Here is a 23280-nt window from a genome sequence, read left to right on the forward strand (position 1 = left end):
GGCGTTAGGCTTCCTCGGCGTCCGCCTCGTCGCCGCCGATCTTGTTGCGTTCGAGCATGTGGTCCTGTTCGACCTCTAAGGCGTCGGCCGCGGAGTCGTACACCTTCGCGTAGCCGATCGTCTTGCGCATGCCGAACTTCGTGTCGAGCTCGTGGACGACGACCTCCTCGGAGTCCTTGTCGAGCTTGGCCGCCAGCGAGTCGCGGACGGAGAGCCGCGAAGGGGTGGCCTCCTCGTGGGTCGTCTCGAAACGGATGTCCGTGCGGTGCAGCATCGGGTTCTCCTCCTCGGAGATGATATCGACGTCCATGGTTCAGTTGGGCGTATATCCCCCCGAAAGCTGTAAAAGGATTTCGAAGCGGGGGTGACGCCGCCGAACCGCTCGCCGACCGTCGACCGAACGCCCCGTTCGGCGTCAGGGTTTCACTCCTCCGGACCGTGGGTTCCGTTACCACTCGGATGTCAGACGACGCCCGATTCGAGCCGACCGACCGCTCGGAGTACGAGTTCGTCCGGGCGGCGAACGTCATCGTCCCCCTCTCGCCGGTCCGGAAGGCCCGGATCTGCGGCGGCGTCGCGCTCCTCGGGTCGCTCGCGGCGCCGGTCGTCGCGACCCTGCCCGTGGGCGTCCGCGACGCAGCGTTCTCGGGGCCGCCGCTCGCAACCCCGCTCGGCGTCGCTGCGGTCGTTCTGGTCGGCGCCCTCGCGGCCGGCGGAGCCGGCCTCGGCCTCGTCGCGCTCCACCGGCGCCTCGCGCGCGGTCCCGAACCGACGGACGACGCGGTCTGGTCGTTCCTCGCCGTCGAGGACGCGCTCACGGGGATCGGGTTCGTCACCGGCGGCCTCGGCGTCGCCCTCGGCCTCTCGCTGCTGGCGAGCGGGCACTGGGGGGTCGACGCGCTCGACGCCCTCCGGCGAAACGGGATCGAACCGTACGCCTCGGTCTCGACCCTCCCGGTCACGCCGCGACTGACGAGCGCGGTCGCGCTGGCGGTCGGTCTCGCAGTCCTCGCGGCCACCGTCGTCGACGGCGCGTGACGCCGACCGCCCGGTCGCCTACTCCGCGTCCGCCCCGTCGAGCCCGTCCGGGTCGACGTCGAGAAGCTCGTACGCGGCCGCGGTGTCGCCCGCCAACCCCTCGAACAGCCCGCGGGCCTTCCGTCGGGTCTCGGGCGTGACCGCGACGCGGACCATCCCCTCGCCGGGCTGGCCGTAGACGACGGTCGAGCCGAGCGGCGCCGCCAGCATCGCGGGCAGCGCCGCCAGGTCCTCCTCGCCGGTCACCTCGATCGTCACCGGCTCGTCGGCCGCGAGCGCCTCGGCGAGCGCGTCGAGCAGCGCCGCCGACAACGCCGCGGCGGGGTTCTCAACGGGAATTCGCCGCTCTCCCGTGGCAGACAGAGCGGTCGCGATCTCCTCGCGGACCGCCTCGCGCTCCGTCTTCCCGTCGACCAGCGCGGCGTCCGGGACGCGGCCGGCCTCCCGGAGGTGGTAGGTGACCACGTCGCCGACCGCGATCAGCCGCGGGGGGCCCTCGTCCGCGGAGCCGTGTCGCTCGCGGGTCTCGTCGACGGCCTCCAGAAGCGCCGCGGCGTCGGTCGTCACCGGTCCCAGCGGCTCCTTGAACGCGTCGCGCAGCGATTCGGGCAGCGTGAGAAGCGGGTCGGACGGGTCGTCGGATGAGTCGCTCATCGGTTTCGTTCGGCCTCAGTGCGGCCGGTCAGCGGACCTTGAGCGCGTACGCGCCCGCGTCTGAGACGTTCATCTCCTCGGCGATCTGGCTGTCCGCGGGGTCGGTGATGATGACGTAGCCCGCCCAGTCCTCCGTCAGCGACGACGACCCGCAGAGCGCGCAGGTCTGGGCGTCCGGGTCGTTGACGTGGTGGCACTCCCGACACGCCAGGCGGTCCTCGGCCATCAGTCGGCCTCCTCACCGGTCTGCTCGCGGTGTTTCCGCTGGCCCTCCAGCCACTCGTGTTTGCCGAGGCCGGGCTGTTTCGCCGTGAGCCCGATCTTCGAGTCGCGGGGGTTGCGCTCGTCGATGCTCTTCGTCACGACGCGGACGCGCACGGCGTCGTCGACGCCGAGCGTCTTGTCGGAGTCCGACGAGGCGAGCTGCTGGTTCGCGCCGTCGAACGTGAGGTACTCGTCGGTTATCTGCGAGACGTGGAGCAGCCCGTCTACCGGGCCGATCCCGACGAATGCGCCGAACTCCACCGTCTCGACGACGGTGCCGTCGGCGACCTCCTGCATGTCGGGGTCGTAGGTGAGCGCGTCGAACTCCGCCTCGTAGTAGACGCCGGGCCGGTTGTGCAACACCGCCCCCTCGCCGATGTCGTGAACCTCGATGACGCTCACGACGCTGCCGACTTCCTCGTCCATCCGTCCTTCCAGCTTGTCTTGGAGCAGGGCCTTCACCCGCTCGTCGGTGACGTCCGCCAGGTGCTTCGGCGGGACCTCGACCGTGTCCTTGAGTCGAACTCGTTTGTACATGTTGTTGGTTGTCCGCGGCCGCTAGGGTTCCGTTATCGCCAGTGTGTTCCGACCCCTTAAACCGATTACTGGTGCGTCCGCGGCCAGCACCCGGTCCGCGAGGGGCCCGTCGTTGGTGACGACGGCGTCGACCCGGCCGGCCGCGGCCAGGGCGACGAGCGCGTCGTCGGCGTACGATTCGTCCGTCTCGACCGCCTCCGCCCGCTCGGCGAGGTCCGCCCCGACGCTCGCGGCGGTCGCCTCGGCGCCGTTGCCGCCCTGGAGCCCGTCGAGCTCCGCGAGCACCGCCGTCGGCACCACGGCGTCGTAGCCGCCGAGGAGCCGATCTAACTCCTCGAACAGCCGCAGGTCGGCCTCGACCGGCGCCATCAGCGCGCTCGCGTCGAGGGCGACGACCGGAATTCCCTCGGAGCCGTCTCCCGCGAGGCCCTCGGCGCGGGCGTCGCCCGCGGGGCTCGACTCCGGACGGTCCGCGCGGGCGTCGTCGGTCACGTTACGTGAGCGTCCCGACGCCGATGAGCCGCCAGCGCGCGCCGACGCGCCGGTTGATCGCTATCTGGGCGCCCTCCTCGGCGCAGACCGGCCGCTTGAGGCTCACCTCGCACTCGCCGTCGCGCGCGCTCGTCACGGCGCCGACCGTCGTCGCCGTGCCGACCGTGAGCATCAGCGGCTCGCCGGTGCTGATCTCTTCGATGTCGCTCTCGCCGCTCTCGTCGTCTTCCTTGCCGACGACGCGGTCGAGCAGGTCGACCGTCATCTCGAACTCCTCGCGGGTCGGCGGGAGCGTCCCCGGCTCGCCCGCGACCTGTCCGGCGAGGGCGTCGCCTTTCGTCAGGCTCGGGTCGAGCCCCGTGCCGACGCCGAGGAGGCCGCCCGGGTGGGCGGTCTCGACGTCGCGGTTGCCCGCCTGAAGCGACCGGACGGTCGTCTCCAGCGGCCGCCACTCGGTCTGACCCTCCTCGTCGACCTCGCGGCCCGGTCGGATCTCCAGGCCGTCGCCGACCGACAGCTCGCCGCTGACGAGCGAGCCGCCGACGACGCCGCCCTTGAGGTCCTCGGCGCTCGCGCCCGGCCGGTTGATGTCGAACGAGCGGGCCGCGTACATCCGGGCGCTCTCGCCCGGGTCGCGGTCCGGCGTCGGGATCTCGGTCTCGATCGCGTCGATGAGCAGGTCGAGGTTGACCTCCTGTTGGGCCGAGACGGGGACGATCGGCGCGTCCTCCGCGACGGTGCCCTCGACGAACTCCTGGATCTGCTCGTAGTTGTCGACGGCGCGGTCGCGGTCGACCAGGTCGACCTTGTTCTGCGCGATGACGATGTTCTCGATCCCGATGAGGTCGAGCGCCATCAGGTGCTCCTCCGTCTGGGCCTGCGGGACGTCCTCCGTCGCGCTGACGACTAGGACCGCGCCGTCCATGATCGAGGCGCCCGAGAGCATCGTCGCCATCAGCGTCTCGTGGCCGGGCGCGTCGACGAACGACACGGTTCGGATCGGCTCGCTCGTCGAGCCGTCCTCGCACTCCTCGTCGACGGTGTAACACTCGGGCTCGTCGACGCCGGGACAGCGGCGGAACGTCGCGTCCGCGTACCCCAGCCGGATCGAGATCCCGCGTTTCATCTCCTCGCTGTGCTGGTCGGTCCACGAGCCGGACAACGCCTGTACCAGCGTGGTCTTCCCGTGGTCGACGTGACCGACGAGACCGATGTTCACCTCCGGTTGTGTGTTGGCTTCAGTCACTGTTGGACCTCCTAACGGAGTAGTCTTATGCGAATTTCGCCCCGTGCGAGTGATAAAGTTGCTGTTATAGCGGCGTCAGCCCGGGCGACGGCTCCCGACCGACGGCCGACCGCGACGGCGACGTGGTATATAAATAACCGACATCGAGCGCCGCGGACGCTTATAAACAGCGCCGCGGTGCGGCGGCGCGTGCCTGCGAGCGGCCGGAGCGAAGCGGAGGCCGCGAGACAGCACGCGCGAGGGACGCGGTGAGCGAGGGCGACCGAAGGGAGTCCGAGCGAACCGCGAGGCTGGGGAGGCGTGAGGCTGGGCGGTGCTGTGCGGTGCGGGGCGGGACTCAAAGGGGCAGTCGCAAGGCGGGCGGAGGCGACGTAAGCACCGCAGCGAAGGAGCGTCAGCGACTGAGCGAGGAGCGCAACGAGCGTGCGCCCGCCTCGCGACTGGGGCTTTGGCGGTGTTCTCCGGAGTTGTGTTTGTGGTTGCGTATAACCGAGCGACTGGGACTTCGGCGGTGTCGTTCGCCTCACGGCCGGTGCGATTTATAAACAAACGCCGTCGGGACCGACAACGTTCGACGCCGATTTACGCCTCACGGGTCAACGCGGATTCATAATGGGATACGCGTGCCCGGTCTGTGACACCCCGCAGCGCGACGGCGAACACCTCGCGCACCACCTCGCGTTCACGGCGATGCTCCACGGCGGCGACCACGCCGACTGGCTCGACGAACGCGTCGACGACTGGAGCGAGCGAGAGCCCGCGGCGCTCGCGGCCGAGGTGACCCCGCACGCCGACGACGCCGAGTACGAGGAGGTGTTCGAGGACACCGTCCCCCGCGGCCGCCCCGACGTGGGGATGGGGTCGGGCGGGGACACGGCCGGCCACGACCACGCCGACCACAATCACGACCACGCGCACGACCCGCCCGCGGACGCCGGCGTCCCCGACCCGGAGGAGGTCGACGACCCCGAGGTCGCCGAGGCGCTGCGCGAGGCCCGCGAGATGACTCGGGAAGCGCGGGAACAGGAGAGCGAGGGAGACGCCGACGCCGACCGCGACACCGCCGACGACCCCGACGCCGACCGCGACACCGCCGACGACCCCGACGCCGACCGCGACACCGACGACCGCGACTCGTAACGGAACGCCCTTTTCCACCCCCGCGCAAGCCCGGGTATGGAGACCAGAGGCACGTTCGCCCCCGAGACCCGCGCCGACGCGCTCGAACGGTACGAGGAGGTCGGCCCCGTCGCGCAGGTTGTCGTCCGCGAGGCGACCAAGGCGATGTCGTTCGACGCCGACGAGTACGACGAGCGCGTCACGCCCGAGGTGATCCGGACCGCCCGCGACGCGACGTTCGCCGAACTGCTCGCCGTCCACGTCGGCGAGGGCGACGAGTTCGACGCGTGGCTCGCCGACAGCGAGTTCGACGACGAGGCCGTCGTGCGGATCGGCTCCGACAACGTCGACAACGTCGTCTGGCACCCGGTCCCGTTCGCGGACACCGTGATCGCGGCGACGTACCAAGAGGAGCCGGACGCGGCGGCCAGCACCCTCAGGCGTAACGCCTTCGGGCGCGTCTACCGTGAGGAGTTCTACGAGTCCGGCCGATAGCGCGCCGCGCGAATCGCGAAGCGACCGCTCACCGAAACGAACGAAACCGAAGAATCGGACCGCGAGCGTCGCCGACGGCGACGCGGCGAGAAGTTCGACCCCTTACAGGCGGCCGACGTTCTCGACCGCGACCGACTCGACCTCCTCGACCTGCGAGAACGCCTCCTCGACGGCCTCCGTGCCGCCCGCGCCGTCGGGGACGATGACGGTCGGCAGGAGCGCGACCAGCCCGAACGCGACGTCGTCGCGCTCGAAGCCGCGGATCTTCGCGCCCTCGGGGAGGACCTCCTCCAGACGGTCTTGGAGGTCGTCGAGGTCGACCTCGGGGCTGTTCGGCATGACCTTGATCTTGGCGGCGACGTCGCCCATCTTACGGCCCCCGGAAGCCGCAGTCGTGGCACTCGTAGAGGTTGCTCTGCTTCCGGCACTTCGCGCACCGGTAGATGGTGGCGCCGCAGTCCGGACAGGAGAACCGCGCGGCGTTCATGCCGGACACCTGAATCCCACAGGAGACGCACTGCGGGGTGGCTTGAGAGTCGCTCTGGCTCATACACGTACCTACCGGCGGCGACTTTTAACCGTTGTTCTTTCCGCCGGAACGCGCCGTGCGCCCCGGTACCGTGCCGCTCGACCATCGATATTGAGGCGGCGAGGGCGGACCGCCGAGCCTCCCCGTCGACGGCTCACCCGACGATCAACGGGCCGATCAGCACGCCCATCAGGTGGACGCGTCGAGCGCCGACCCGCGGCGGGACGAGCCCCAGCGCGCCGGCGACGAGGAGGACGCCGACGCCGAACGCCCCGGCGAACGCGTACGACACGAGCGCCAGCAGTCCCAAGACGCCGACCGAGAGCCGCGTGTAGTCGGCGTTCCCGACGATCCGGAGGTACGGGTCGCCGACGAGCACGACCAGGGCGAACCCGAAACACGCGGCGGTCGCGGCCGCGACGACCAGCATCGGCAGCGCGAACGGCACGCCGGCCCGGTCGATCGCGACGGTGACGCCCGTGCGCGGCGTTCCGAGCGCAACCAGCGCGAACAGCGCGAAGATGGTGTTCGCCGTGCTGGCGCCGCTCGTCGCCACGACGAACCCGCGGTCGGCCGACGCGCGCGGCACCGCCGGCATCGCGGCCACGGCGGCGATGGCGGCCGAGACGCCCGGCACGTACCCGACCACCGCGCCGGCGAGCGAGCCGGCGCCCGCGCTCGTCCCGAGGTCGCGCGCGCGCATCGCGATCCGGGGATCGGCCTGCGGCGGGACCCCCTCGCCGCCGAGCGCGTCGACGAGGACCGGCACGCCGAACAGCCCGGCGAACAGCGGCGCGAGGACGCCCCCGGTCGACAGCGGCGCCGCTGGGTCGGCGTCGAGCGTCGCGAACCCGAGCGCGGCGCTCGCGAGGAAGGCGACCAGTCCGCCGACCGCGGCCCGGCGCGACGACTCGGTGAGCACGAGCAGGGCGACGACGCCGCCGAGCAGCAGCGGGAGGTGCGCGCGCATCGCCGGGTACCACCGCGTCATCAGCCACGTTATCGGGACCGCGAGCGGCACCGCGAGCGCGACCGCCAGCCCGGAACCGAGTGCGGAGAGGCGGACCGCCTCCCGGCCGCGGCCCGCGATCACCAGCCGATGACCGGGGAGCGCGGCGACCGCGGTCGCGGCGTCGGGCACACCCAGCGCGAGCGCGGGAACGATGTCGAGAAAGGAGTGGACGACGCCGGCGCCGAGCATCGCGACGCCGACGAACAGCGGGTCGGCCGGCACCGACGGGGCGAACCCCGCGAGAAGCAGCGCGAAGTTGTTGGCGTGGAGCCCGGGGACCAGCCCGCTCGCGGTCCCGAGCGCGACCCCGCCGAGCAGGAAGGCGAGCGCGCCCGCCGCGAACGTCGGGTCGACCACCGGCCGCACGAGCGCGTCCATCGAGGCGGGATGGCCGCGGCTCCGGACTTAAGCTGTCGGGGGTCGAGCCCGTCGGCAGGACCAGCGGCGAGTCGAACCGGGCGGTTACGCGTTCTGCGCGGCCTGCGACTTCTTCTGGGTGACGTAGCCGGCGATCCGGTTGCGGACGCCCTTCGACTCGACGGTCGTCAGCGCCGTGACGCTCTCCTTGTTCGTCTCGAAGTCCGTGTTGAACGAGTCCGGGTACCGCTCCAGCAGGGCGTTCCCGAGCTGTTTGATGTACTTGGGTTTGATGGCCATACCGAGCGATACCGGAGGGCCGAACTAAAAGGGTTCGTTCCGCCGCGAGCGGCCGCGAGCCGTGAGTCGGCGGCGGTGTTCGTCCCGACTCGTCACGTCTCGTCCGCGCGCTCGCGCCACCCGGTCGCCCCGTCGATGCGCGCGAACGCCTCGCGCTCGGCCGGGCCGCCGCAGCGCTCGACCACGTCCGCGAAGTAGCGGAGGCGGTCGAGCAGTTCGGCGGTGTCGAACGCCGGCACGTCGAGCCGCGAGGCGGCCACCGTGGCGTCGACGACCGCGCCGAACCCTCGATTGACGGTCGGCACGCGCTCGCTCACGACCGCCGAGTCGACCGGCGACAGCTCCCACGTCCGAACCGTGGTGTCGCCCTCGGTCTCGGCTCCGACCTCCTCGGCGTCGACCTCGACCCACGCGTGGGCGCTCGGTAGCACCGGGTCGTCGACCTCTGTGACCGTCAGCGCCGCGTCGACGAACGTCCGCGGGTCGACGGTGAACTGGACGACGCCGCCGCCGCGCTCCGCGAAGTTCCGCCACGTGCGGGTGCGCCCGTAGGTGCGCGCGGTGACGGGACCTTCGGGTTCGCCGTCCGCGTCCGTCTCGGGCGCGTGGAGCCCAAGGGCCGCGACGTTCCACCGGTCGTTCGGCCCGAGCGTCGTCACCGCGGACTCAGTGACGCCGCGGAGTGCGACCGGCCAGCCGTCGGGGGCGACGCCCTCGAACTCTCTCGGCTCGTCGTTCACGGCGCCCTCGTCGCTCCCGTCGCCCTCGTCGTTCACGGCGCCCTCGTCGCTCCCGTCGCCCTCGTCGTTCACGGCGCCACCTCCGCGCCGCGTCGGAGCGCGACGAACAGCGCCGCGCAGGTGAGGTCGGCCGTCGTGCCGGGATTGATCCCCTCGGCGACGAACTCCTCCGCCAGCGACTCCGCGGCGTCGAGATCGGCGCCGCGGACTACGTCGGCGTCGACCCCGGAAACGTCTCCCACCGGACCGCTCGGATCCCCCTCGGGCTCCAGAATCGCTCTCGCCCGCCCGCTCGCCTCGCGGGCCGTCTCCGCCCCCTGCGTCGACGCGACGAGCGTGTCGGGCTCCGCGGCGAGCAGCCCGAGGAACGCCCGCGCCGCCCGGTCGGCGAGCGGCCCCTCGTCGGTCAGGATCCACTCGGCCGCGCGGAACGTCCGCGGGAACCCCTCGACCCACTCCGCGGCGTTGCGGTCGGGGACGCGGTCCGGGTCCTCCGTGGTCTCGGGGTCGCCGGGGTCGGCCGACAGCGCCATGACGTCGCGCAGGGTCGTCCCGCGCTCCCGGAGCGCGGGCTCGGCGTCGCTCCCGAGGCGCACGTCGAGCTCGTCGGCGCCCGGCGGCGGGTCGTCGACCGCGACGTCGACGGCCTCGAACGCGCGGTAGAAGGCGACCGCGTCCTCGACGGTCGTCGCCCGACAGACGGAGTCGACGCCGTCGGGCGAGAGCTCCCGATCCGGGTCCGCGGCCGCCCGCGCCAGCGGGACCAGAAGCAGCAGGCAGCCGAACTGCGTGTTCGTCCCGGCGCGGTCGGCCATCCCTCCCACGGCGCGCTCGAACGCGTCGCCGACGCCGGGTGGATCGCCCGCGGTCCCTCTCGTCGCCGCCAGTTCGAGGCCCGGCCGCGCGCCGACCGCGCCGCCGAGGAACGCCTCGAACCGCAGGTCCGCGAGGTCGCGGCGCCGGTCGACGTTCCCGGGCTTCGGCGTGCCGGCGACCTCCACGAGGAGCGCGAGCGTCGCGTCGTCGACCGGATCGGCGGCCGCTCCCCGGCGTCGCTCGTTCCGGGTCACGGCCGCGCCTCCGATTCGAGACCGGTCTCGTCGCCCCGGTCCCGCAGCGCTTCCGCCCGCCACTCCTCCACCGCGTCCGCGACGCGCGCGAGGACGGGCGGGTCCTCGGTCGGGCGCCCGACGCTCACCGCGTCGGCGCCGTGCGCGGCGTACTCGGCGACCGTCTCGCGGCCCCGGACGCCGTTGTTCGCGACGAGCGTCAGGTCGGCGAGATCGCCCCTGTCGCCGCTCACGACCCCCGCGTCGATCGTCGCCGCGAGGTCCGCGATCACCGCCTCCGAGTCCATCGCGTCGACGTGGAGCCAGTCCGCGCCGGCGGCCGCGACGCGCTCCGCGACGGCGACGAGGTCGACGCCGGGGACCTCCGCGCGGACCTTCACGCTCGTCGTCGCGCCCGTCTCGGCGGCCGCGGCGACGTACCGGGCGAGGCGGTCCGGCTCGCGCAGCAGCGACTCGCCGCAGCCGACCGCGCGCAGCTCCGGCTGCCGGCAGTGGGCGTTCACCTCGCAGACGGCGCCGCGGTCGGCGCAGATTTGCGCCGCCTCGCGGACGGGCCCCGGCGTCGCGCTCCGGACGTTGACGCCGGGCCTGACGGGCGCGTCGGCGAGCGCGTCGAGCTGGTCAGCGACGAACGCGAGCGGGTCGGCCGGGAGGAACTCGGACCGGCCGCGCGCGACGAGGTCGCGGGCCGCGCCGCGGCTCGCCGGGTCGAGCGCGACGCCGCCGAGGAGCGCGACGTCGACGTGCTCGGCCGCGTCGCGGGCCCACGCGGCGTCGGCGGCGCCGCTGAGGCTCGCGGCGACGAGGAAGGGATCTCGCGTCACTCCGCGCCCTCCCGCGGCGGCGCGTCCGCCGCGTCGCCGCCGGCCGCGTCGTCGGCGACCGCCGCCAGCGCACGCTCGCAGGCGCGAGCGACGCGCTCGGCGTCGTCCGCGTCGTCTATCCGGGTGTCGGTGCGTTCGACGTGCCGCTCGGGGAGTTCGGTCGGGTCGTCGTCGTCGAGGACGAACGCGTCCGCGAAGGGATACGAGTCGGTCACGCCCGCGGTCGAGGGGTCGCGGCCGACGCCCGCCATCAGGTCCGCGGCCGGCCCGGAGAAGGCCTCGTCGCCGACGAACGGCGAGACGGCGACGACGGGCGTCTCGCGGAGCGCGCGCTCGAACCCGGGCAGCGCCAGCATCGGCCCGATGCTCGTCACGGGGTTCGAGGGGCCTATCACGACCGGCTCCGCGAGCGCGTCCAGCACCGCGTCGGTCGGCTCGGCGTCCGCCGCGCCCCGGAACTCCACGTCGGCCACCGGCGGCTCGCCGCGGCGCGCGACCCAGTACTCCTGGAAGTGGAGCGTCTCGCCGCCCTCGGTGTGGACCAGCGTCGCCACCGGGTCGTCGGACATCGGGAGGAGGTCCACGTCGAGGTCGAACGCGTCCGCGAGGGCCCGGATCGCCTCGGTGAGCGTGTGCCCCTCGTCGAGCAGGCTCGTCCGCGTGAGGTGGACCGCGCGGTCGCGGTCGCCGATCTCCATGAACTCGCCGACCGCAGAAAATCGCCGCCAGCGGGCCATCTCGCGGCCCGCGGTCTGCGCGTGGTCGTCGAGGTACCGGGGGCCCGTTCCGAGTCCGACCTCGTCGGCGAGCCGCCGCAGCTCCTCGTGGGTCGCGGTGGTGTCGCCGTCGATCCCCCACCACGTCTCGCGGTCGAGGACGCCGCCGCCCGCGAACAGCACCGTGTCGACGTCGGGGCAGACGAGGTGGCCGCCGAGCTCGACGTCGTCGCCGGTGTTGGCGACGACCGCGGTCTCGGTCGGATCCCACACCCGGGCCGCGCCGTCGAGGAGCTTCGGCGTGCCCGTCCCCCCGGCGAGGAAGGTTACCATACCGGCGCAAGGCGACCCCCGGATTTGTATCCTCGCCTCCGCGCTCGACGAGCCGGATCGAGGCGAGGTCGACGGCGTCATTTATAAGTCACCGACGACGCGCCATCGATCTCCGCGGTCGGCGCGTGCCTGCGAGCGCCCGAAGGGCGCGAGGAGCACGCGCGAGGGAGTCGGCCGACTGGAGCGAAGCGGAGGGAGGCCGACGAGGCTGGGGAGGCGTGAGGTGCGGTCGCTGTGCGGGGCGGGAATCGAAGGGGCAGCCGCGAGGCCGCCGTAGGCGACGTAAGCACCGTAGGGAGCGAGTGAAACGAGCGACTGAGGAGCGCAGCGAGCGTACGGCGGCCTCACGGCTGGGGCTTCGGCGGTGTTCGTCGGCGATCCGCCAGTAGCCATTTATAAGCGAGCGGCTGGGGCTTCGGCGGTGTTCGCCGCTGATCTGCGGCATCTCATTTATAAGCGATCGACCGGGACTTTAGACGTGGTCGCCGCCATCCCCTAAAAAACCAGTTCGACGGAATACACCTGAGAGTCGACACCGAAACGAGATCTGAAAAATACCGAAACCGATCAGGTGGCGATCCGACGAAATTCGACCGGAGCTCCGCTTACGCCAGCTCGTCGATCTTCTCGACGACGGCGTCCGCGAACTCGCTGGTCGCGAGCTTCTCGCCGCCCTCGATCTGCCGGTGGAGGTCGTAGGTGACCTTCCCGGAGGCGATGGTCTCCTCGACGGCGTCGCGCACGAGGTCCGCGGCGTCCGACCAGCCGAGGTAGTCGAGCATCTCGCGGCCCGAGAGGATCATCGCGGTGGGGTTCACCTTGTCCTCGCCGGCGTACTTGGGCGCGGAGCCGTGGACCGGCTCGGCGAGGCAGCGGCCGTGGCCGAAGTTGGCGCCGGGCGCGATGCCGAGGCCGCCGATCTGCGCGCCGGCGGCGTCGGACATGTAGTCGCCGTTGAGGTTCATCGTCGCGATGACCTCGTACTCGTCGGTGCGGGTCAGCAGCTGCTGGAGCATGTTGTCCGCGATACGGTCCTTCACGACGAGGGTGCCGTCAGGCCGCTCGCCGTCGTGCTCGTCCCAGAGCTGGTCCTCGGTGATGACGTCCTCGCCGTACTCCTCCTCGGCGACCTCGTAGCCCCAGTCGCGGAACGCGCCCTCGGTGAACTTCATGATGTTCCCCTTGTGGACGAGGGTGACCGAGTCGCGGTCGTTGGCGAGCGCGTAGTCGATCGCCTCGCGGACGAGGCGCTTCGAGCCGAACTCGGAGATGGGCTTGACGCCGATGCCGACCGGGCCGTCGTGGATGACGTCCGCGATGCCCATGTCGTCTTCGAGGAAGTCGCGTACCTGCTCGACCTCGTCGGTGCCGGCCTCCCACTCGACGCCCGCGTAGACGTCTTCGGTGTTCTCGCGGAAGGTGACCATGTCCATCTCCTCGGGGTTCTTGACGGGCGACGGGACGCCTTCGAGGTGGTAGGTCGGGCGGACGTTCGCGTACAGGTCGAGCGTCTGCCGGAGCGCGACGTTCAGCGAGCGGAACCCGGCGCCGACCGGCGTCGTCAGCGGCCCCTTGATCGCGACGCGGTGGTTGCGGATCGCCGAGACGGTGTCCTCGGGCAGGTTCTCGTCGTACTTCTCGCGGGCGCTCTCGCCCGCGTAGACGCGCATCCACGCGATGGATCGGCCCGTCGCCTCGGCGGCGGCGTCGAGCACCTGCTGCGCGGCCGGCCCGACGTCGGTGCCGATCCCGTCGCCGTGGATGATCGGAACGATCGGATTAGACGGGACGTTCAGCTCGCCGGTCTCCTCGTCGGCGAGCGTGATGGCTTCGCCGTCGTCGGGGACGTCGACCTTATCGTAGCTCATGAACGTTCGTGGATTCAGTTGGGCCCCTAAAGTGCCTGCCGTTTTCGGCGTGAGCGTCGCGCTCGCAGTGCTTGCCGGTTCTCGACCGCGGGTACGTTCCGAACCGGTCGCCGCCCTCCCGGCCTCAGACCGGCTCCACCTCGACGTCGAACATCGACCGCCAGCGGTAGCGGCGCCCGCCCCAGACGAACGTCCGACGCGCGAGTGCGTACGCCATCAGCGGCGGGGCGAGCAGGACCCCGGGCGCCGCGAGCAGGAACGTCGCCCGAGAGATTCCGAACCGGGCGTACGCGGCCCCCGCGATCGCGGTGACGAGCGCGACGCCCGCGAACGGCGCGAACAGACAGAGCGCGGCCATCGCGACGCCGAAGACGGCGTTGAACGCGGTCGCCCGCGGCGCGTGGTACCGGGTGATCGTGAAGAATCGGACGAACCGCTCCAGCGAGCCGCGGAGCGAGCCGCCGGCCTCGACGTAGCGCGTCCGGTCCGCCGCCGACACGTCGAGGTGTTCGGTGAGCGTCCCGTCGTCGCTGACGGTCCGACGGAGGTCGCGACGGAACGCCGCCTCTCCGTCGCGGAGGTCGTCCCGCTCGAATATCACCGCGCCGCCCCACGCGACCCCGGCCGCGAACACCGCGAGCGTCCCGCCGATGACGTACGCCGGCTCGAACAGCCGGGCGAGGGGGTCCTCCCCGACGAACACCGGCACCTCCGTGGTCGGCCCCCGCCGGTCGTAGTCCGCGTCGAGCGTCGCCAGCCAGTCGGCGGGATGGTGAAAGTCGTCGTCGGTCCACGCGATCCGGTCGTTCGCGGCCGCCTCCATCCCGGCCGCAATGGCGTTCGCCTTCCCGGAGCAGCCCGTCGGCTCGCCGGCGATCACGACCCGGACCCGGTCCGGGAGGTCGCCGCGCCGGTCCGCCACGGGGTCGTCCGGGGTGTCGCAGATCACGAGCAGTTCGTCGGCCGCGGGGTCGCCGTCGAACTCGCCGCCCTCGTCCCCGTTCTCGCCGGCGAACGCCTCCGGGCCGCGCAGCTGCCCGACCATCTCGTCGCACGCGTCGGTCCAGCGGACGGTCGGGAGCAGGACCGACACCGGCGTCGGCCCCGTCGACGATGCGGTCGGCTCCGAATCGGTCACGCCGTGCGCTTCGTCCGGTTCACGGATAAAAGACCACGGTCGAGCCGCGGCTCACGACTCCGGACAGGGGCGCGTCCCGAGCTCGTCGACTCGGATCTCCCCGGTCTCGACGTCGACGTCGACCGCCGAGACCGAGACGGACCGGACCGACCCGCCGTCGCCCGCCGCGGCGAACCCCGCCGCGCGGTCGCAGAGGTGCGCGAGCAGCGGGTCGACGCGGTCCGGATCGGGGTCGTCCGCGAGCAGCGTGAGGAACTTCCGCCAGCGCGCGGTGGGGTACGCGCGGGCGTCCGAGGGCGGGCGGTCGCGAGCGACGCGGTCGCCGTACAAGGCGTCGATCCGGTCGCCGTCGGCGGTCGTCGCGGTCGCCATAACGAGCGCGTCGGTCGCGGGCGGCCTCGGCGCGAACATGTCCCAGCCGCTCTCCGTCGGATCGGACACCGACGCGACCGCCTCGGGCGTCTCGACGAGCCCGAGTGCCATCCCGTTCCACGCGACGAGCGCGACGAGGAGGACCGCGGCGACGACCGGGGCCGCCGGCGCGATCCGCTCGCGGATCCCCCCGACCGAGCCGCCGCCGTTGGAGGTGCCTTCGGGCACCAACCGACGCGCTGTGTAGTCCCCGAAGCGGTCGGCCGCCGGAGCGGCCGCCCCCTCGATCCGGTCCCAGACGAACGGCGGGAAGAACGGCACCAGGGCGGTCACGGAGATCACCGAGAAGACGCCGATCTGGAGCGTGAACGCCATCGAGAGGTGCGCCGCGAACAGCGCCCCCGCGAGCGCGGCCCGGACCCGCCCCGCGGCCGCGACGAGCAGCGGCGAGGCGACGACGAGCGCGAGCCAGCCGTAGGTCGCCGCCGAGAGCAGCGCCGGCCACTCGGGAACGAGCCCGCCGAGCGGGCCGTGGAGGTAGGTGAGCCGGAAGACGCGTTCGACCGCCTCGCCCGCGGGCCACGTCGTCCCGCGGAGCTTGACGACCGCGTTCGAGACGTACACGACGACGACGAGCGTCAGGAGGAGCGCCGAAGCGGGACCGGCGACGCGGTCGACCGCGCCCGTCCCCGTCGACTCCGAGGAGCCGCGACGCCGGACCGCGTCCACCGACCAGCGGGCGCCGAGCGGACAGAGCAGTCCGGCGCCGAGCAGGTAGACGAGGAGGGTGTCCCCGGCGTTGAGGACGAAGGGGTTCCGCGCCTGGAGCGACGCGAGCAGGGCCAGCGAGACGGCGGTCGCGAGGCGGGTCCGGTACCCGATCGCGAGCGCGGCGGCCGCGACGGCCGCGAGGAGGAACAGCAGCGAGACGGCCCACGACTCGCCGGAGACGGCGTGGAGCGAGAGGCGGGCGGCGAGCGGGTACGCCTCGGCGAGCGCCGCGCGCGGGAGGGCGCCGGCGTCGGTGTAGAAGGCTCCGAGGTTCCGCGCGCGGAGCGCGAGGTCGACGAGGAGGACGACGCCGAGCGCGATCCGGAAGGCGGCCAGCGCGCGCGGGTCGATCCCGAGGCGACGGCGGAGCGCGGCGCGGAGGCGGGAAACCGCGCGGGACCCGGCGTCGGCGCCCGCGGCGTCGGCGGTCGTCACGATGCCCCCGGATCGCCCGGCGGCGAGGATAGGTCTTGCGGCGCCGCGCGCGCAAGCCGACCGACTCCCCGCGGTCGCCGCCGGCTTCCGGACGCTTATGTGGTCGCCGCGGGTCCCACCGATATGCGAGTCATCGTCCACGGCGGCGCCGGCGGCGCGCCGGACGACCCGGAGCTCAGACAGGCGGTCCTCGACGAGGCGGCCGCGCGCGGCGCCGACGCCGCCTCGCCGCTCGACGCGGTCGAGTCCGCGGTCGGCGTCCTCGAATCGGACCCCCGGTTCAACGCGGGCGTCGGCGGCGCGGTCCAGTCCGACGGCGTCGTCCGCACCGACGCCGGCGTGATGACCTCGGACCGCGAGGTCGGCGCGGCCTGCTCGATGCCCGGCGTCGAGCACGCGGCGCGCGTCGCCCGCGCGGTTCACTCCGAGACGCCGCACGTCTTCGTCTCGGGCGAGCACGCGGTCGACCTCGCCGCCGACTTCGGCGTCGAGACCGGCGTCGACCTCCTCACCGACGAGAAACGCGAGCGCTACGAGGCCGAGGACCCGCCGCGGGGGTCGCCCCGCGAACACCTCGACTGGCTCACCTCGCGGTTCGGCTCGGGCGACGACCAGGCCGGGGAGCGCTCGGAAAACGAAGCCCCCGACCACGACACGGTCGGCGCGGTGGCGACCGACGGCGACTCGTTCGCGGCGGTCACCTCAACGGGCGGCCGGTCGTTCGCGCTCGCCGGACGCGTCGGCGACGTGCCGCAGGTCGGCTCGGGCTTCTTCTGTACCGAGGCCGGCGGCGCGAGCGCGACGGGCGCCGGCGAGGACATCGCCCGCGTCACGCTCTCGCGGCGCGCCGTCGACTTCCTCGACGACGGCCTCGACGCGCGGGCCGCGGCGGACCGGGCGATCGAGGAGTTCGAGGAGATAACGGGGTCGGGCGCCGGCGTGATCGTCCTCGGGGAGGAGGGCGCCGGGAGCGCGTTCAACACGGACGGGATGCAGACGAGCGCGGCCGAGAAGTAGTCGCCGCGCGGGGGTCGCCGAGCCGTCGGCCCGGTCCCGCTCACCCCAGCCGCTCGTCGAGGATGAGCCGCGTCTTCGTCGACTTGACCTCGTCCATCTCGCGGGCCTGCGTGATCAGTTCGTTGACCGCGCGCGTGTCGACCGCGTCGACGACGAGGACGACGTCCTCCTCGCCCGAGACCTGCCAGACGAAGTCCACCTCCTCCCACTCCACCATCCGCTGGCCGACCGCGTCGGTGTTGACGTTCATCTCCACCGAGATCTCGATCATCGCCTTCACGTTGCCGGTGCGGGTCGTCACCGTGAACCGCTCGATCACGCCCTCGTCGGTCATGCGGTCGACGCGGTTGCGCACGGTGCCCTCGGAGGTCCCCACCCGGTCCGCGATCTCCGTGTACGGGGTCCGCGCGTCCCGTCGCAGGATCGAGAGGATCCGTCGGTCGAGGTCGTCCATACCGGTTCCTCTCTCCCCCGTCGCCTTACCCGTTACGAATATCGTAACGAACCTTCGAACGACGCATTTATTATCCTTTGCGCGTACGTTTCTCGTAATGTCGGACGCCTACATCGCGCTGGCCGACGGCCGCGTGCTCGAAGCGCGCGCCCGTGCGCCGGGGCGGACCCGCGGCGAACTGGTGTTCACGACCGCGTACACCGGCTACGAGGAGTCGCTCACCGACCCCTCCTACGCCGAGCAGGTGCTCACCTTCTCGTACCCCCTGATCGGGAACTACGGCGTCCGAAGCGAGCGGTTCGAGTCCGACTCGGTCCAGCCCCGCGCGGCGATCGCCCGCGAGCTGACCGACGACGTCGCCGACTGGCTCGCCGGCGAGGGCGTACCGGCGGTCGACCACGTCGACACCCGCGAGATCGTCACCACCGTCCGCGAGGAGGGCGCGATGGCCTGCGGGATCGCCGCCGGCCCGGACGCGACCCCCGAGGACGCGGTCGAGGAGATGGAGGCGTGCAAGCCGATGAGCGACCACGTCGACATCGGCGCGCAGGTCTCGGTCGCGGAGCCGACCGTCCACGAGGGCGCCGACGGCGTCGACGTCGATGTCGCGATGCTCGACTGCGGCGCGAAGGGCTCGATCGTCTCCTCGCTCACCGAGCGCGGCGCCGACGTCCACGTCCTCCCGTACGACGCGACCCCCGAGGACGTGGCCGCCGTCGAGCCCGACGTGCTGTTCGTCTCGAACGGCCCGGGCGACCCGGAGAACTTCGTCGCCGCGCAGGAGATCGTCGACGAGTTCGCGGGCGAGCTCCCGCTCGCGGGGATCTGCCTCGGCCAGCAGGTGATCACGAGCGCGCTCGGCGGCTCGACCGAGAAGATGGCGTTCGGCCACCGCGGCGTCAACCAGCCGGTGAAGGACCTCCGCACGGACAAGGTCGTGATGACGACGCAGAACCACGGCTACACGGTCGACGACACCGGCCCGCTGGAGGTGACGCAGGTGAACGTCAACGACGACACCGTCGAGGGGCTCGACAGCGAGGAGCTGGACGTCATCACCCGTCAGTACCACCCCGAGGCGAACCCCGGCCCGCACGACTCGCTCGGCTTCTTCGACGAGGTGCTCGATCTGGCGACCTCGTCGCGTCGAGTCGCGGCCGACTGACCGCTCGCTCACCGAGTTCTCGCTTTTCCGTTCCGGCGCCCTCCGCTGACCACACGGAGTACCACTCGGCCAACGCCCGCGACGTTCGTTCCCCGTCTCCTCTCGGTTCGTCCTTCCCGCTTGCTCCGCTCCTCGCCTCGGACCGGCGACGTTTTCTCCCGTCCCCTCGCAGGGTGACGCATGCCAACCGAGATCCTGCTCACCAACGACGACGGGATCGACGCCGTCGGGATCCGGGCGCTCGCGGACGCGCTCTCGCGCGACTACGACGTGACGGTCGTCGCGCCCGCGACGAACCAGTCCGGCGTCGGCGGCGCGCGCTCGTGGTGGGACACGACGGTCGACTACACCGAGACGGACCGCGGCTACGCGGTCGAGGGGACCCCCGCCGACTGCGTCGCGGTCGCGGACGTGGCGCTCGGGCTCGACCCCGACGTGGTCGTCTCCGGCTGTAACCACGGCCCGAACATCGGCGCCCACATCCTCGGGCAGTCCGGCACCGTCGGCGCCGCGATGGAGGCCTCCTTCCTCGGCACGCCCGCGATCGCGGTCTCGCTGTACGACCGCGGCAACCTCCCCGTGCCGCCGACGCTGGACAACGGCGACTTCGCGGTCGCCGGCGAGGTCGTCGCCGACCTGATCGACCGCGCCGAGTCCGGGAGCCACGCCGGCGACGGAGCGGGCGGCGGCCTCGAACTCCCGTTCGGCGCCGACGTGCTGAACGTCAACGTCCCGGCCGCGGACGACGAGGCGGCGGCGGACCCCACCTACCGCCTGACCGAGCCCGCCCGCGGCTTCGACGTGATCGAGTTCCGCCCGGGCGAGGAGGGGCCGGACGAGGAGAACGTCCCCGAGGGCTGGGAGTTCGGCGAGCGGCGCGGCGAGATGGGGATGGAGCTGCGCGACCGCTTCTGGCGCGAGTTCCTGCGCGGAAACGTTCCGGACGACCCCGGCTCGGACCGCCGTGCGGCCGTCGAGGGCGAGGTGAGCATCTCGCCGCTGTCGAGCTCCCGGTCGGTCGCGGGCGAGAAGGCGGGCGACCTCGTCGAGCCGGCCCGGGGCGCGGAGACGGGCGCCGACTGACGGGGCGCCGCCGCGGAAACGGGAGCGCGAACGGCCGACCTCAGCGCCGCCGACGGGGCCGCCGCCCGCTGCCGGCGAACTCCGCCGCGAGCCGTCCGAGGTACCACACGACCACGAGCCCGAGGCAGAACCCGAGCCCCGCCGCGGCCAGCAGCTGTATCGGCGACGGGTCCAACTGGAGGGCGATAAGCGGCGGCGAGGCCGTGACGATCGCGAGCAGCACGAGCTTGATCTTCCGGTTTCCGGCCTCCCGCTCCGCCTCGGAGATGGGTCCTACCACCGCGCTCCCCCTCGCGTTCCGACGGCTCCCGGCGCGACGCTCATGCGCCCACCACGCTCCCGCCGACCATCAAGGCGACGAACCCGTTCGGTCCGCCCGGCGTCGACGCCCGGTCGCCGCGGCGACCGACCGCGCCGATCGGAGGCGGCCGGTTAAAAGCCTCTCGACCGTTCACGCCGGTAGCGGGCCGTTACCCCCGTGAACGGTCTCGGTCGTTTAAGCCGCTCCGAGCGCTTCGTGTCGAGTGCCCCTACCCGCCGTCCCGGACCGCCGTCACGGCGCGTCGCGGCGGCCGTCGTTCGCAGCGCCTCGCCGACGCGGCGAGCCCGGGACCCGCCCCTCCCCGCCGTTTCGCGGCGCTTTTGACCCGACCCCGACAAGCGAACCGTATGGACGACGAACTCCGCGAGCGCGTCGCGGCGGCCGGCGAGGCCGCGGCGCTTTTCAACGCGCTCAAGCACGGCAGCGACCCGGACGTGGGCGCGATCATGGGGCCGCTCATGGGCGAGAACCCCGAGTTCCGCCCGCACGGCGACGAGATTCCGGGCGTCCTCGGCCCGGTCGTGAACCGGGTGGGCGAGATGGACGAGGCCGAGCGCCGGGAGCGGCTCGGCGAGCTCGCGCCGGAGAAGCTCGCGGAGCTGGAGGCCGACGACGAGGACGACGACCGCGTCCTCCCCGACCTCCCGAACGCCGAGGCGGGAGAGGTCGTGATGCGCGCCGCGCCGAACCCGAACGGCCCGTGGCACGTCGGTCACGCGCGGATGCCCGCCGTCATCGGGACGTACAAGGAGCGGTACGACGGCGAGTTCATCTGCCGGTTCGACGACACCGACCCGGAGACGAAGCGGCCCGACCTCGACGCGTACGACGCCATCTTAGCGGACATCGAGTACCTCGGCTTCGAGCCGGACCGCGTGGTCTACGCGTCCGACCGGCTGGAGACGTACTACGACCACGCCCGCGAGCTGATCGACCTCGGGGGCGCGTACACCTGCTCGTGTTCCGGCGAGGCGTTCTCCGAGCTGAAGAACGCGGGCGAGGCGTGCCCGCACCGCGAGAAGGACGCCGAGACGGTCCGCGAGGAGTTCGAGGCCATGGTCGACGGCGAGTACGGCTCCGGCGAGATGGTCCTCCGCGTGAAGACCGACATCGAGCACAAGAACCCCGCGCTGCGCGACTGGGTCGCCTTCCGGATGATCGACACGCCGCACCCGCGCGAGGAGGCGGCGGAGTACCGCTGCTGGCCCATGCTCGACTTCCAGTCCGGCGTCGACGACCACCTCACGGGCGTCACCCACATCATCCGCGGCATCGACCTCCAGGACTCCGCGAAGCGCCAGCGGTTCGTCTACGACTACTTCGGCTGGGAGTACCCCGAGGTGCTCCACTGGGGCCACGTCCAGGTCGACGAGTACGACGTGAAGCTGTCGACGTCGACGATCAAGGGGCTGATCGAGGACGGCGAGCTGACGGGCTGGGACGACCCGCGCGCGCCGACGATCCAGTCGATGCGGCGTCGCGGCATTCAGGGGCAGGCCCTCGTCGACTCGATGACCGACCTCGGGATGTCAACCTCCGACGTCGACCTCGCGATGTCGTCCGTCTACGCGAACAACCGCGACCTGGTCGACGACGACGCGAACCGCTACTTCTTCGTCCGGGACCGCGAGGACGACCCCGCCGTCGAACTCCCGGTCGTCGACGGCGACGCGCCCGCGCCCGACGCGGGCCACCCGCGGTTCCACCCCGAACACCCGGACCGCGGCGAGCGCGAGGTGCCAGCCGGCCGCGTCGTCGTCGAGTCCTCCGACCTCCCGCCCGAGGGCGAGCGCGTCTGGCTGAAGGGGTACGGCCCCGTCCGCTACGAGGGCGACGAGCTCGCCTTCCTCGACGCCGACATCGAGATCGTCCGCGAGGGCGACGTGGACGTGGTCCACTGGGCGCCCGCCGACGAGGGGCTCGACACCCTCCTGCGGACGGTCGACGGCGACGTGCGCGGGATCGCGGAGCCGGCGCTCGCGGACGTCGACCCCGACACGGTCGTCCAGTTCGTGCGCGTCGGCTTCGCCCGGATCGACGCGTTCGACCCCGAGGCGACCGACGAGGACGACGGCCCGGACGGCTCCGAGGACCTGCTGGCGTACTACGCGCATCCGTGAACTGCCGTTCGGCCGGTCGGCGGCGCTCCGCCCGGCCGCCCGAATCCGTTCGTCGCGGGCTTTAAACCCGCGACCGGCGAAGCGGGGGCAACGATGGCCATCGACTCGAACTTCGAAGTGAACCGCGAGCGGGTCGACGAGGAGGACGGCGTCGCCGTCTGGGGCCCCGTCGAACCGCCGGAGAAGCAGGGGATCCGCGGGACCCACGTCGCGGTCGACTTCGACATCTGTCTCGCCGACGGCGCGTGTCTGGAGGACTGCCCGGTCGACGTGTTCGAGTGGGTCGAGACGCCGGGGCATCCGGAGTCCGAGCGGAAGGCGAACCCCGCCGACGAGGACCAGTGTATCGACTGTATGCTCTGCGTGGACGTCTGCCCCGTGGACGCGATCGACGTCGATCCCGGGCGCGAGAACCGCTTATAAGTAGTCGTTGTCGGTGTAGGGACGGTTTCCGTCGTTCGAGTTTTTATAAGTAGTTGACTGAGGAGCGACGGTGAACACCTCCAAAGCCCCAGCCGCTCGGCTGTACGTGGTCGGCTGTGGATCAGCGGTGGACACCGCCAAAATCCCAGCCGCTCGTTTATAAACAGCTAACTGTGGATCGGCGGTGAACACCGCCAAAGCCCCAGCCGGGAGGCCGCCGTACGCTCGCTGCGCGCTTCACTCGGTCGCTCACTCCGTTCGCTCCCTCGTTCCAGTGCTTGCGTCGCCTACGGCGGCCTCCCGGCTGCCCCTTTGAGTCCACCCCGCTGCGACCGCACAGCACCTCACGCCTCCCCAGCCTCGTCGCTGGCGGCGGAAGCCGCCAG

General features: G+C 72.2%; 27 protein-coding genes. 8 read left to right on the top strand and 19 right to left on the bottom strand.

What is annotated here, in order from left to right:
• Nucleotides 1-4: 4 nt before the first annotated feature.
• Complete coding sequence (locus AC4NMM_RS13040; protein WP_004597313.1) at nucleotides 5-310, bottom strand: 30S ribosomal protein S24e; 306 nt, start codon at nucleotides 308-310, stop codon at nucleotides 5-7.
• 149 nt (nucleotides 311-459) lie between these two features.
• Between AC4NMM_RS13040 and AC4NMM_RS13045 the strand changes: the two genes are divergently transcribed.
• Nucleotides 460-1038, top strand: coding sequence for a hypothetical protein (locus AC4NMM_RS13045; RefSeq protein WP_491924437.1), 579 nt, complete (start codon nucleotides 460-462; stop codon nucleotides 1036-1038).
• An 18-nt stretch (nucleotides 1039-1056) separates the two neighbouring features.
• Here AC4NMM_RS13045 and AC4NMM_RS13050 read toward each other — a convergent pair whose 3' ends face one another.
• Genes AC4NMM_RS13050 through AC4NMM_RS13070 form a run of 5 tightly spaced genes read right to left on the bottom strand, consistent with a single transcriptional unit; the run spans nucleotide 1057 to nucleotide 4231 of the window.
• Nucleotides 1057-1692, bottom strand: a complete 636-nt coding sequence (locus tag AC4NMM_RS13050; protein WP_491924438.1) for a GTP-dependent dephospho-CoA kinase family protein — start codon at nucleotides 1690-1692, stop codon at nucleotides 1057-1059.
• A 28-nt stretch (nucleotides 1693-1720) separates the two neighbouring features.
• Nucleotides 1721-1918, bottom strand: coding sequence for a transcription elongation factor subunit Spt4 (spt4, locus tag AC4NMM_RS13055; protein ID WP_096394562.1), 198 nt, complete (start codon nucleotides 1916-1918; stop codon nucleotides 1721-1723).
• Nucleotides 1918-2493 (bottom strand): DNA-directed RNA polymerase, encoded by a 576-nt coding sequence (locus tag AC4NMM_RS13060; protein WP_017343865.1) that lies wholly within the window; start codon nucleotides 2491-2493, stop codon nucleotides 1918-1920. The genes spt4 and AC4NMM_RS13060 overlap by 1 nt, the downstream gene beginning before the upstream one ends.
• Nucleotides 2494-2514: 21 nt before the next feature.
• Nucleotides 2515-2985, bottom strand: a complete 471-nt coding sequence (locus AC4NMM_RS13065; protein ID WP_096394564.1) for a DUF188 domain-containing protein — start codon at nucleotides 2983-2985, stop codon at nucleotides 2515-2517.
• A gap of 1 nt (nucleotide 2986) precedes the next feature.
• A complete protein-coding gene (locus tag AC4NMM_RS13070; RefSeq protein WP_096394566.1) occupies nucleotides 2987-4231 on the bottom strand; it encodes a translation initiation factor IF-2 subunit gamma in 1245 nt (414 codons plus the stop codon).
• Nucleotides 4232-4843: 612 nt separating this feature from the next.
• On the opposite strand from AC4NMM_RS13070, the gene AC4NMM_RS13075 reads away from it, so the two are divergent.
• Both AC4NMM_RS13075 and AC4NMM_RS13080 read left to right on the top strand, forming a co-directional pair.
• Nucleotides 4844-5371: a DUF5810 domain-containing protein gene (locus AC4NMM_RS13075; protein ID WP_491924439.1), complete on the top strand. Its 528-nt coding sequence runs from the start codon at nucleotides 4844-4846 to the stop codon at nucleotides 5369-5371.
• Between the two features lie 36 nt (nucleotides 5372-5407).
• Nucleotides 5408-5845, top strand: a complete 438-nt coding sequence (locus AC4NMM_RS13080) for a DUF5809 family protein (protein WP_491924440.1) — start codon at nucleotides 5408-5410, stop codon at nucleotides 5843-5845.
• A gap of 102 nt (nucleotides 5846-5947) precedes the next feature.
• Here AC4NMM_RS13080 and AC4NMM_RS13085 read toward each other — a convergent pair whose 3' ends face one another.
• The 11 genes from AC4NMM_RS13085 to AC4NMM_RS13135 all read right to left on the bottom strand — a co-directional run bounded on the left by AC4NMM_RS13085 (nucleotide 5948) and on the right by AC4NMM_RS13135 (nucleotide 16310).
• On the bottom strand, nucleotides 5948-6214 hold the full coding sequence (locus tag AC4NMM_RS13085) for an elongation factor 1-beta (RefSeq protein WP_491924441.1): 267 nt from the start codon (nucleotides 6212-6214) through the stop codon (nucleotides 5948-5950).
• A gap of 1 nt (nucleotide 6215) precedes the next feature.
• The gene (locus tag AC4NMM_RS13090; protein ID WP_017343870.1) at nucleotides 6216-6395 is read right to left on the bottom strand and encodes an HVO_2753 family zinc finger protein; all 180 of its coding nucleotides are present in this window, start codon (nucleotides 6393-6395) and stop codon (nucleotides 6216-6218) included.
• Between the two features lie 133 nt (nucleotides 6396-6528).
• The gene (locus tag AC4NMM_RS13095; protein WP_096394574.1) at nucleotides 6529-7764 is read right to left on the bottom strand and encodes a tripartite tricarboxylate transporter permease; all 1236 of its coding nucleotides are present in this window, start codon (nucleotides 7762-7764) and stop codon (nucleotides 6529-6531) included.
• An 84-nt stretch (nucleotides 7765-7848) separates the two neighbouring features.
• Nucleotides 7849-8043, bottom strand: coding sequence for a 30S ribosomal protein S17e (locus AC4NMM_RS13100; RefSeq protein WP_053770576.1), 195 nt, complete (start codon nucleotides 8041-8043; stop codon nucleotides 7849-7851).
• A 92-nt stretch (nucleotides 8044-8135) separates the two neighbouring features.
• Nucleotides 8136-8819, bottom strand: coding sequence for a DUF447 domain-containing protein (locus AC4NMM_RS13105; protein WP_491924453.1), 684 nt, complete (start codon nucleotides 8817-8819; stop codon nucleotides 8136-8138).
• Between the two features lie 32 nt (nucleotides 8820-8851).
• Complete coding sequence (locus AC4NMM_RS13110) at nucleotides 8852-9853, bottom strand: triphosphoribosyl-dephospho-CoA synthase (RefSeq protein WP_491924442.1); 1002 nt, start codon at nucleotides 9851-9853, stop codon at nucleotides 8852-8854.
• Entirely contained in the window at nucleotides 9850-10677 is an 828-nt protein-coding gene (locus tag AC4NMM_RS13115; protein WP_491924443.1) for a tRNA-dihydrouridine synthase, read from the bottom strand. Before AC4NMM_RS13115 ends, AC4NMM_RS13110 begins: the two co-directional genes overlap by 4 nt.
• Nucleotides 10674-11726 (bottom strand): 2-phospho-L-lactate transferase, encoded by a 1053-nt coding sequence (gene cofD, locus AC4NMM_RS13120; protein WP_491924444.1) that lies wholly within the window; start codon nucleotides 11724-11726, stop codon nucleotides 10674-10676. The genes AC4NMM_RS13115 and cofD overlap by 4 nt, the downstream gene beginning before the upstream one ends.
• A 605-nt stretch (nucleotides 11727-12331) precedes the next feature.
• Nucleotides 12332-13594 (bottom strand): isocitrate dehydrogenase (NADP(+)), encoded by a 1263-nt coding sequence (gene icd / locus AC4NMM_RS13125; protein ID WP_491924445.1) that lies wholly within the window; start codon nucleotides 13592-13594, stop codon nucleotides 12332-12334.
• Between the two features lie 124 nt (nucleotides 13595-13718).
• On the bottom strand, nucleotides 13719-14732 hold the full coding sequence (locus tag AC4NMM_RS13130; protein ID WP_491924446.1) for a glycosyltransferase family 2 protein: 1014 nt from the start codon (nucleotides 14730-14732) through the stop codon (nucleotides 13719-13721).
• A 51-nt stretch (nucleotides 14733-14783) separates the two neighbouring features.
• Complete coding sequence (locus AC4NMM_RS13135; protein WP_491924447.1) at nucleotides 14784-16310, bottom strand: HTTM domain-containing protein; 1527 nt, start codon at nucleotides 16308-16310, stop codon at nucleotides 14784-14786.
• Nucleotides 16311-16433: 123 nt separating this feature from the next.
• Here AC4NMM_RS13135 and AC4NMM_RS13140 point away from each other — a divergent pair, with 123 nt between their 5' ends.
• Nucleotides 16434-17327 (top strand): isoaspartyl peptidase/L-asparaginase, encoded by an 894-nt coding sequence (locus AC4NMM_RS13140; protein WP_491924448.1) that lies wholly within the window; start codon nucleotides 16434-16436, stop codon nucleotides 17325-17327.
• Between the two features lie 40 nt (nucleotides 17328-17367).
• Here the strand turns inward: AC4NMM_RS13140 and AC4NMM_RS13145 are convergent, their stop codons facing one another.
• Entirely contained in the window at nucleotides 17368-17781 is a 414-nt protein-coding gene (locus AC4NMM_RS13145) for an Lrp/AsnC family transcriptional regulator (protein WP_006114390.1), read from the bottom strand.
• A 97-nt stretch (nucleotides 17782-17878) separates the two neighbouring features.
• Between AC4NMM_RS13145 and carA the strand changes: the two genes are divergently transcribed.
• Both carA and surE read left to right on the top strand, forming a co-directional pair.
• On the top strand, nucleotides 17879-18946 hold the full coding sequence (gene carA / locus AC4NMM_RS13150; RefSeq protein WP_491924449.1) for a glutamine-hydrolyzing carbamoyl-phosphate synthase small subunit: 1068 nt from the start codon (nucleotides 17879-17881) through the stop codon (nucleotides 18944-18946).
• Between the two features lie 180 nt (nucleotides 18947-19126).
• Complete coding sequence (surE, locus tag AC4NMM_RS13155; protein WP_491924450.1) at nucleotides 19127-20029, top strand: 5'/3'-nucleotidase SurE; 903 nt, start codon at nucleotides 19127-19129, stop codon at nucleotides 20027-20029.
• 40 nt (nucleotides 20030-20069) lie between these two features.
• Here surE and AC4NMM_RS13160 read toward each other — a convergent pair whose 3' ends face one another.
• Nucleotides 20070-20309, bottom strand: coding sequence for a DUF8527 family protein (locus AC4NMM_RS13160; RefSeq protein WP_491924451.1), 240 nt, complete (start codon nucleotides 20307-20309; stop codon nucleotides 20070-20072).
• A gap of 389 nt (nucleotides 20310-20698) precedes the next feature.
• On the opposite strand from AC4NMM_RS13160, the gene AC4NMM_RS13165 reads away from it, so the two are divergent.
• Together AC4NMM_RS13165 and AC4NMM_RS13170 are read left to right on the top strand one after the other, a co-directional pair.
• Complete coding sequence (locus AC4NMM_RS13165) at nucleotides 20699-22471, top strand: glutamate--tRNA ligase (protein WP_491924452.1); 1773 nt, start codon at nucleotides 20699-20701, stop codon at nucleotides 22469-22471.
• Between the two features lie 93 nt (nucleotides 22472-22564).
• On the top strand, nucleotides 22565-22894 hold the full coding sequence (locus tag AC4NMM_RS13170; protein WP_096394603.1) for a 4Fe-4S dicluster domain-containing protein: 330 nt from the start codon (nucleotides 22565-22567) through the stop codon (nucleotides 22892-22894).
• Nucleotides 22895-23280 lie beyond the last annotated feature (386 nt).

This window comes from Halorubrum sp. SD41, assembly GCF_058630335.1.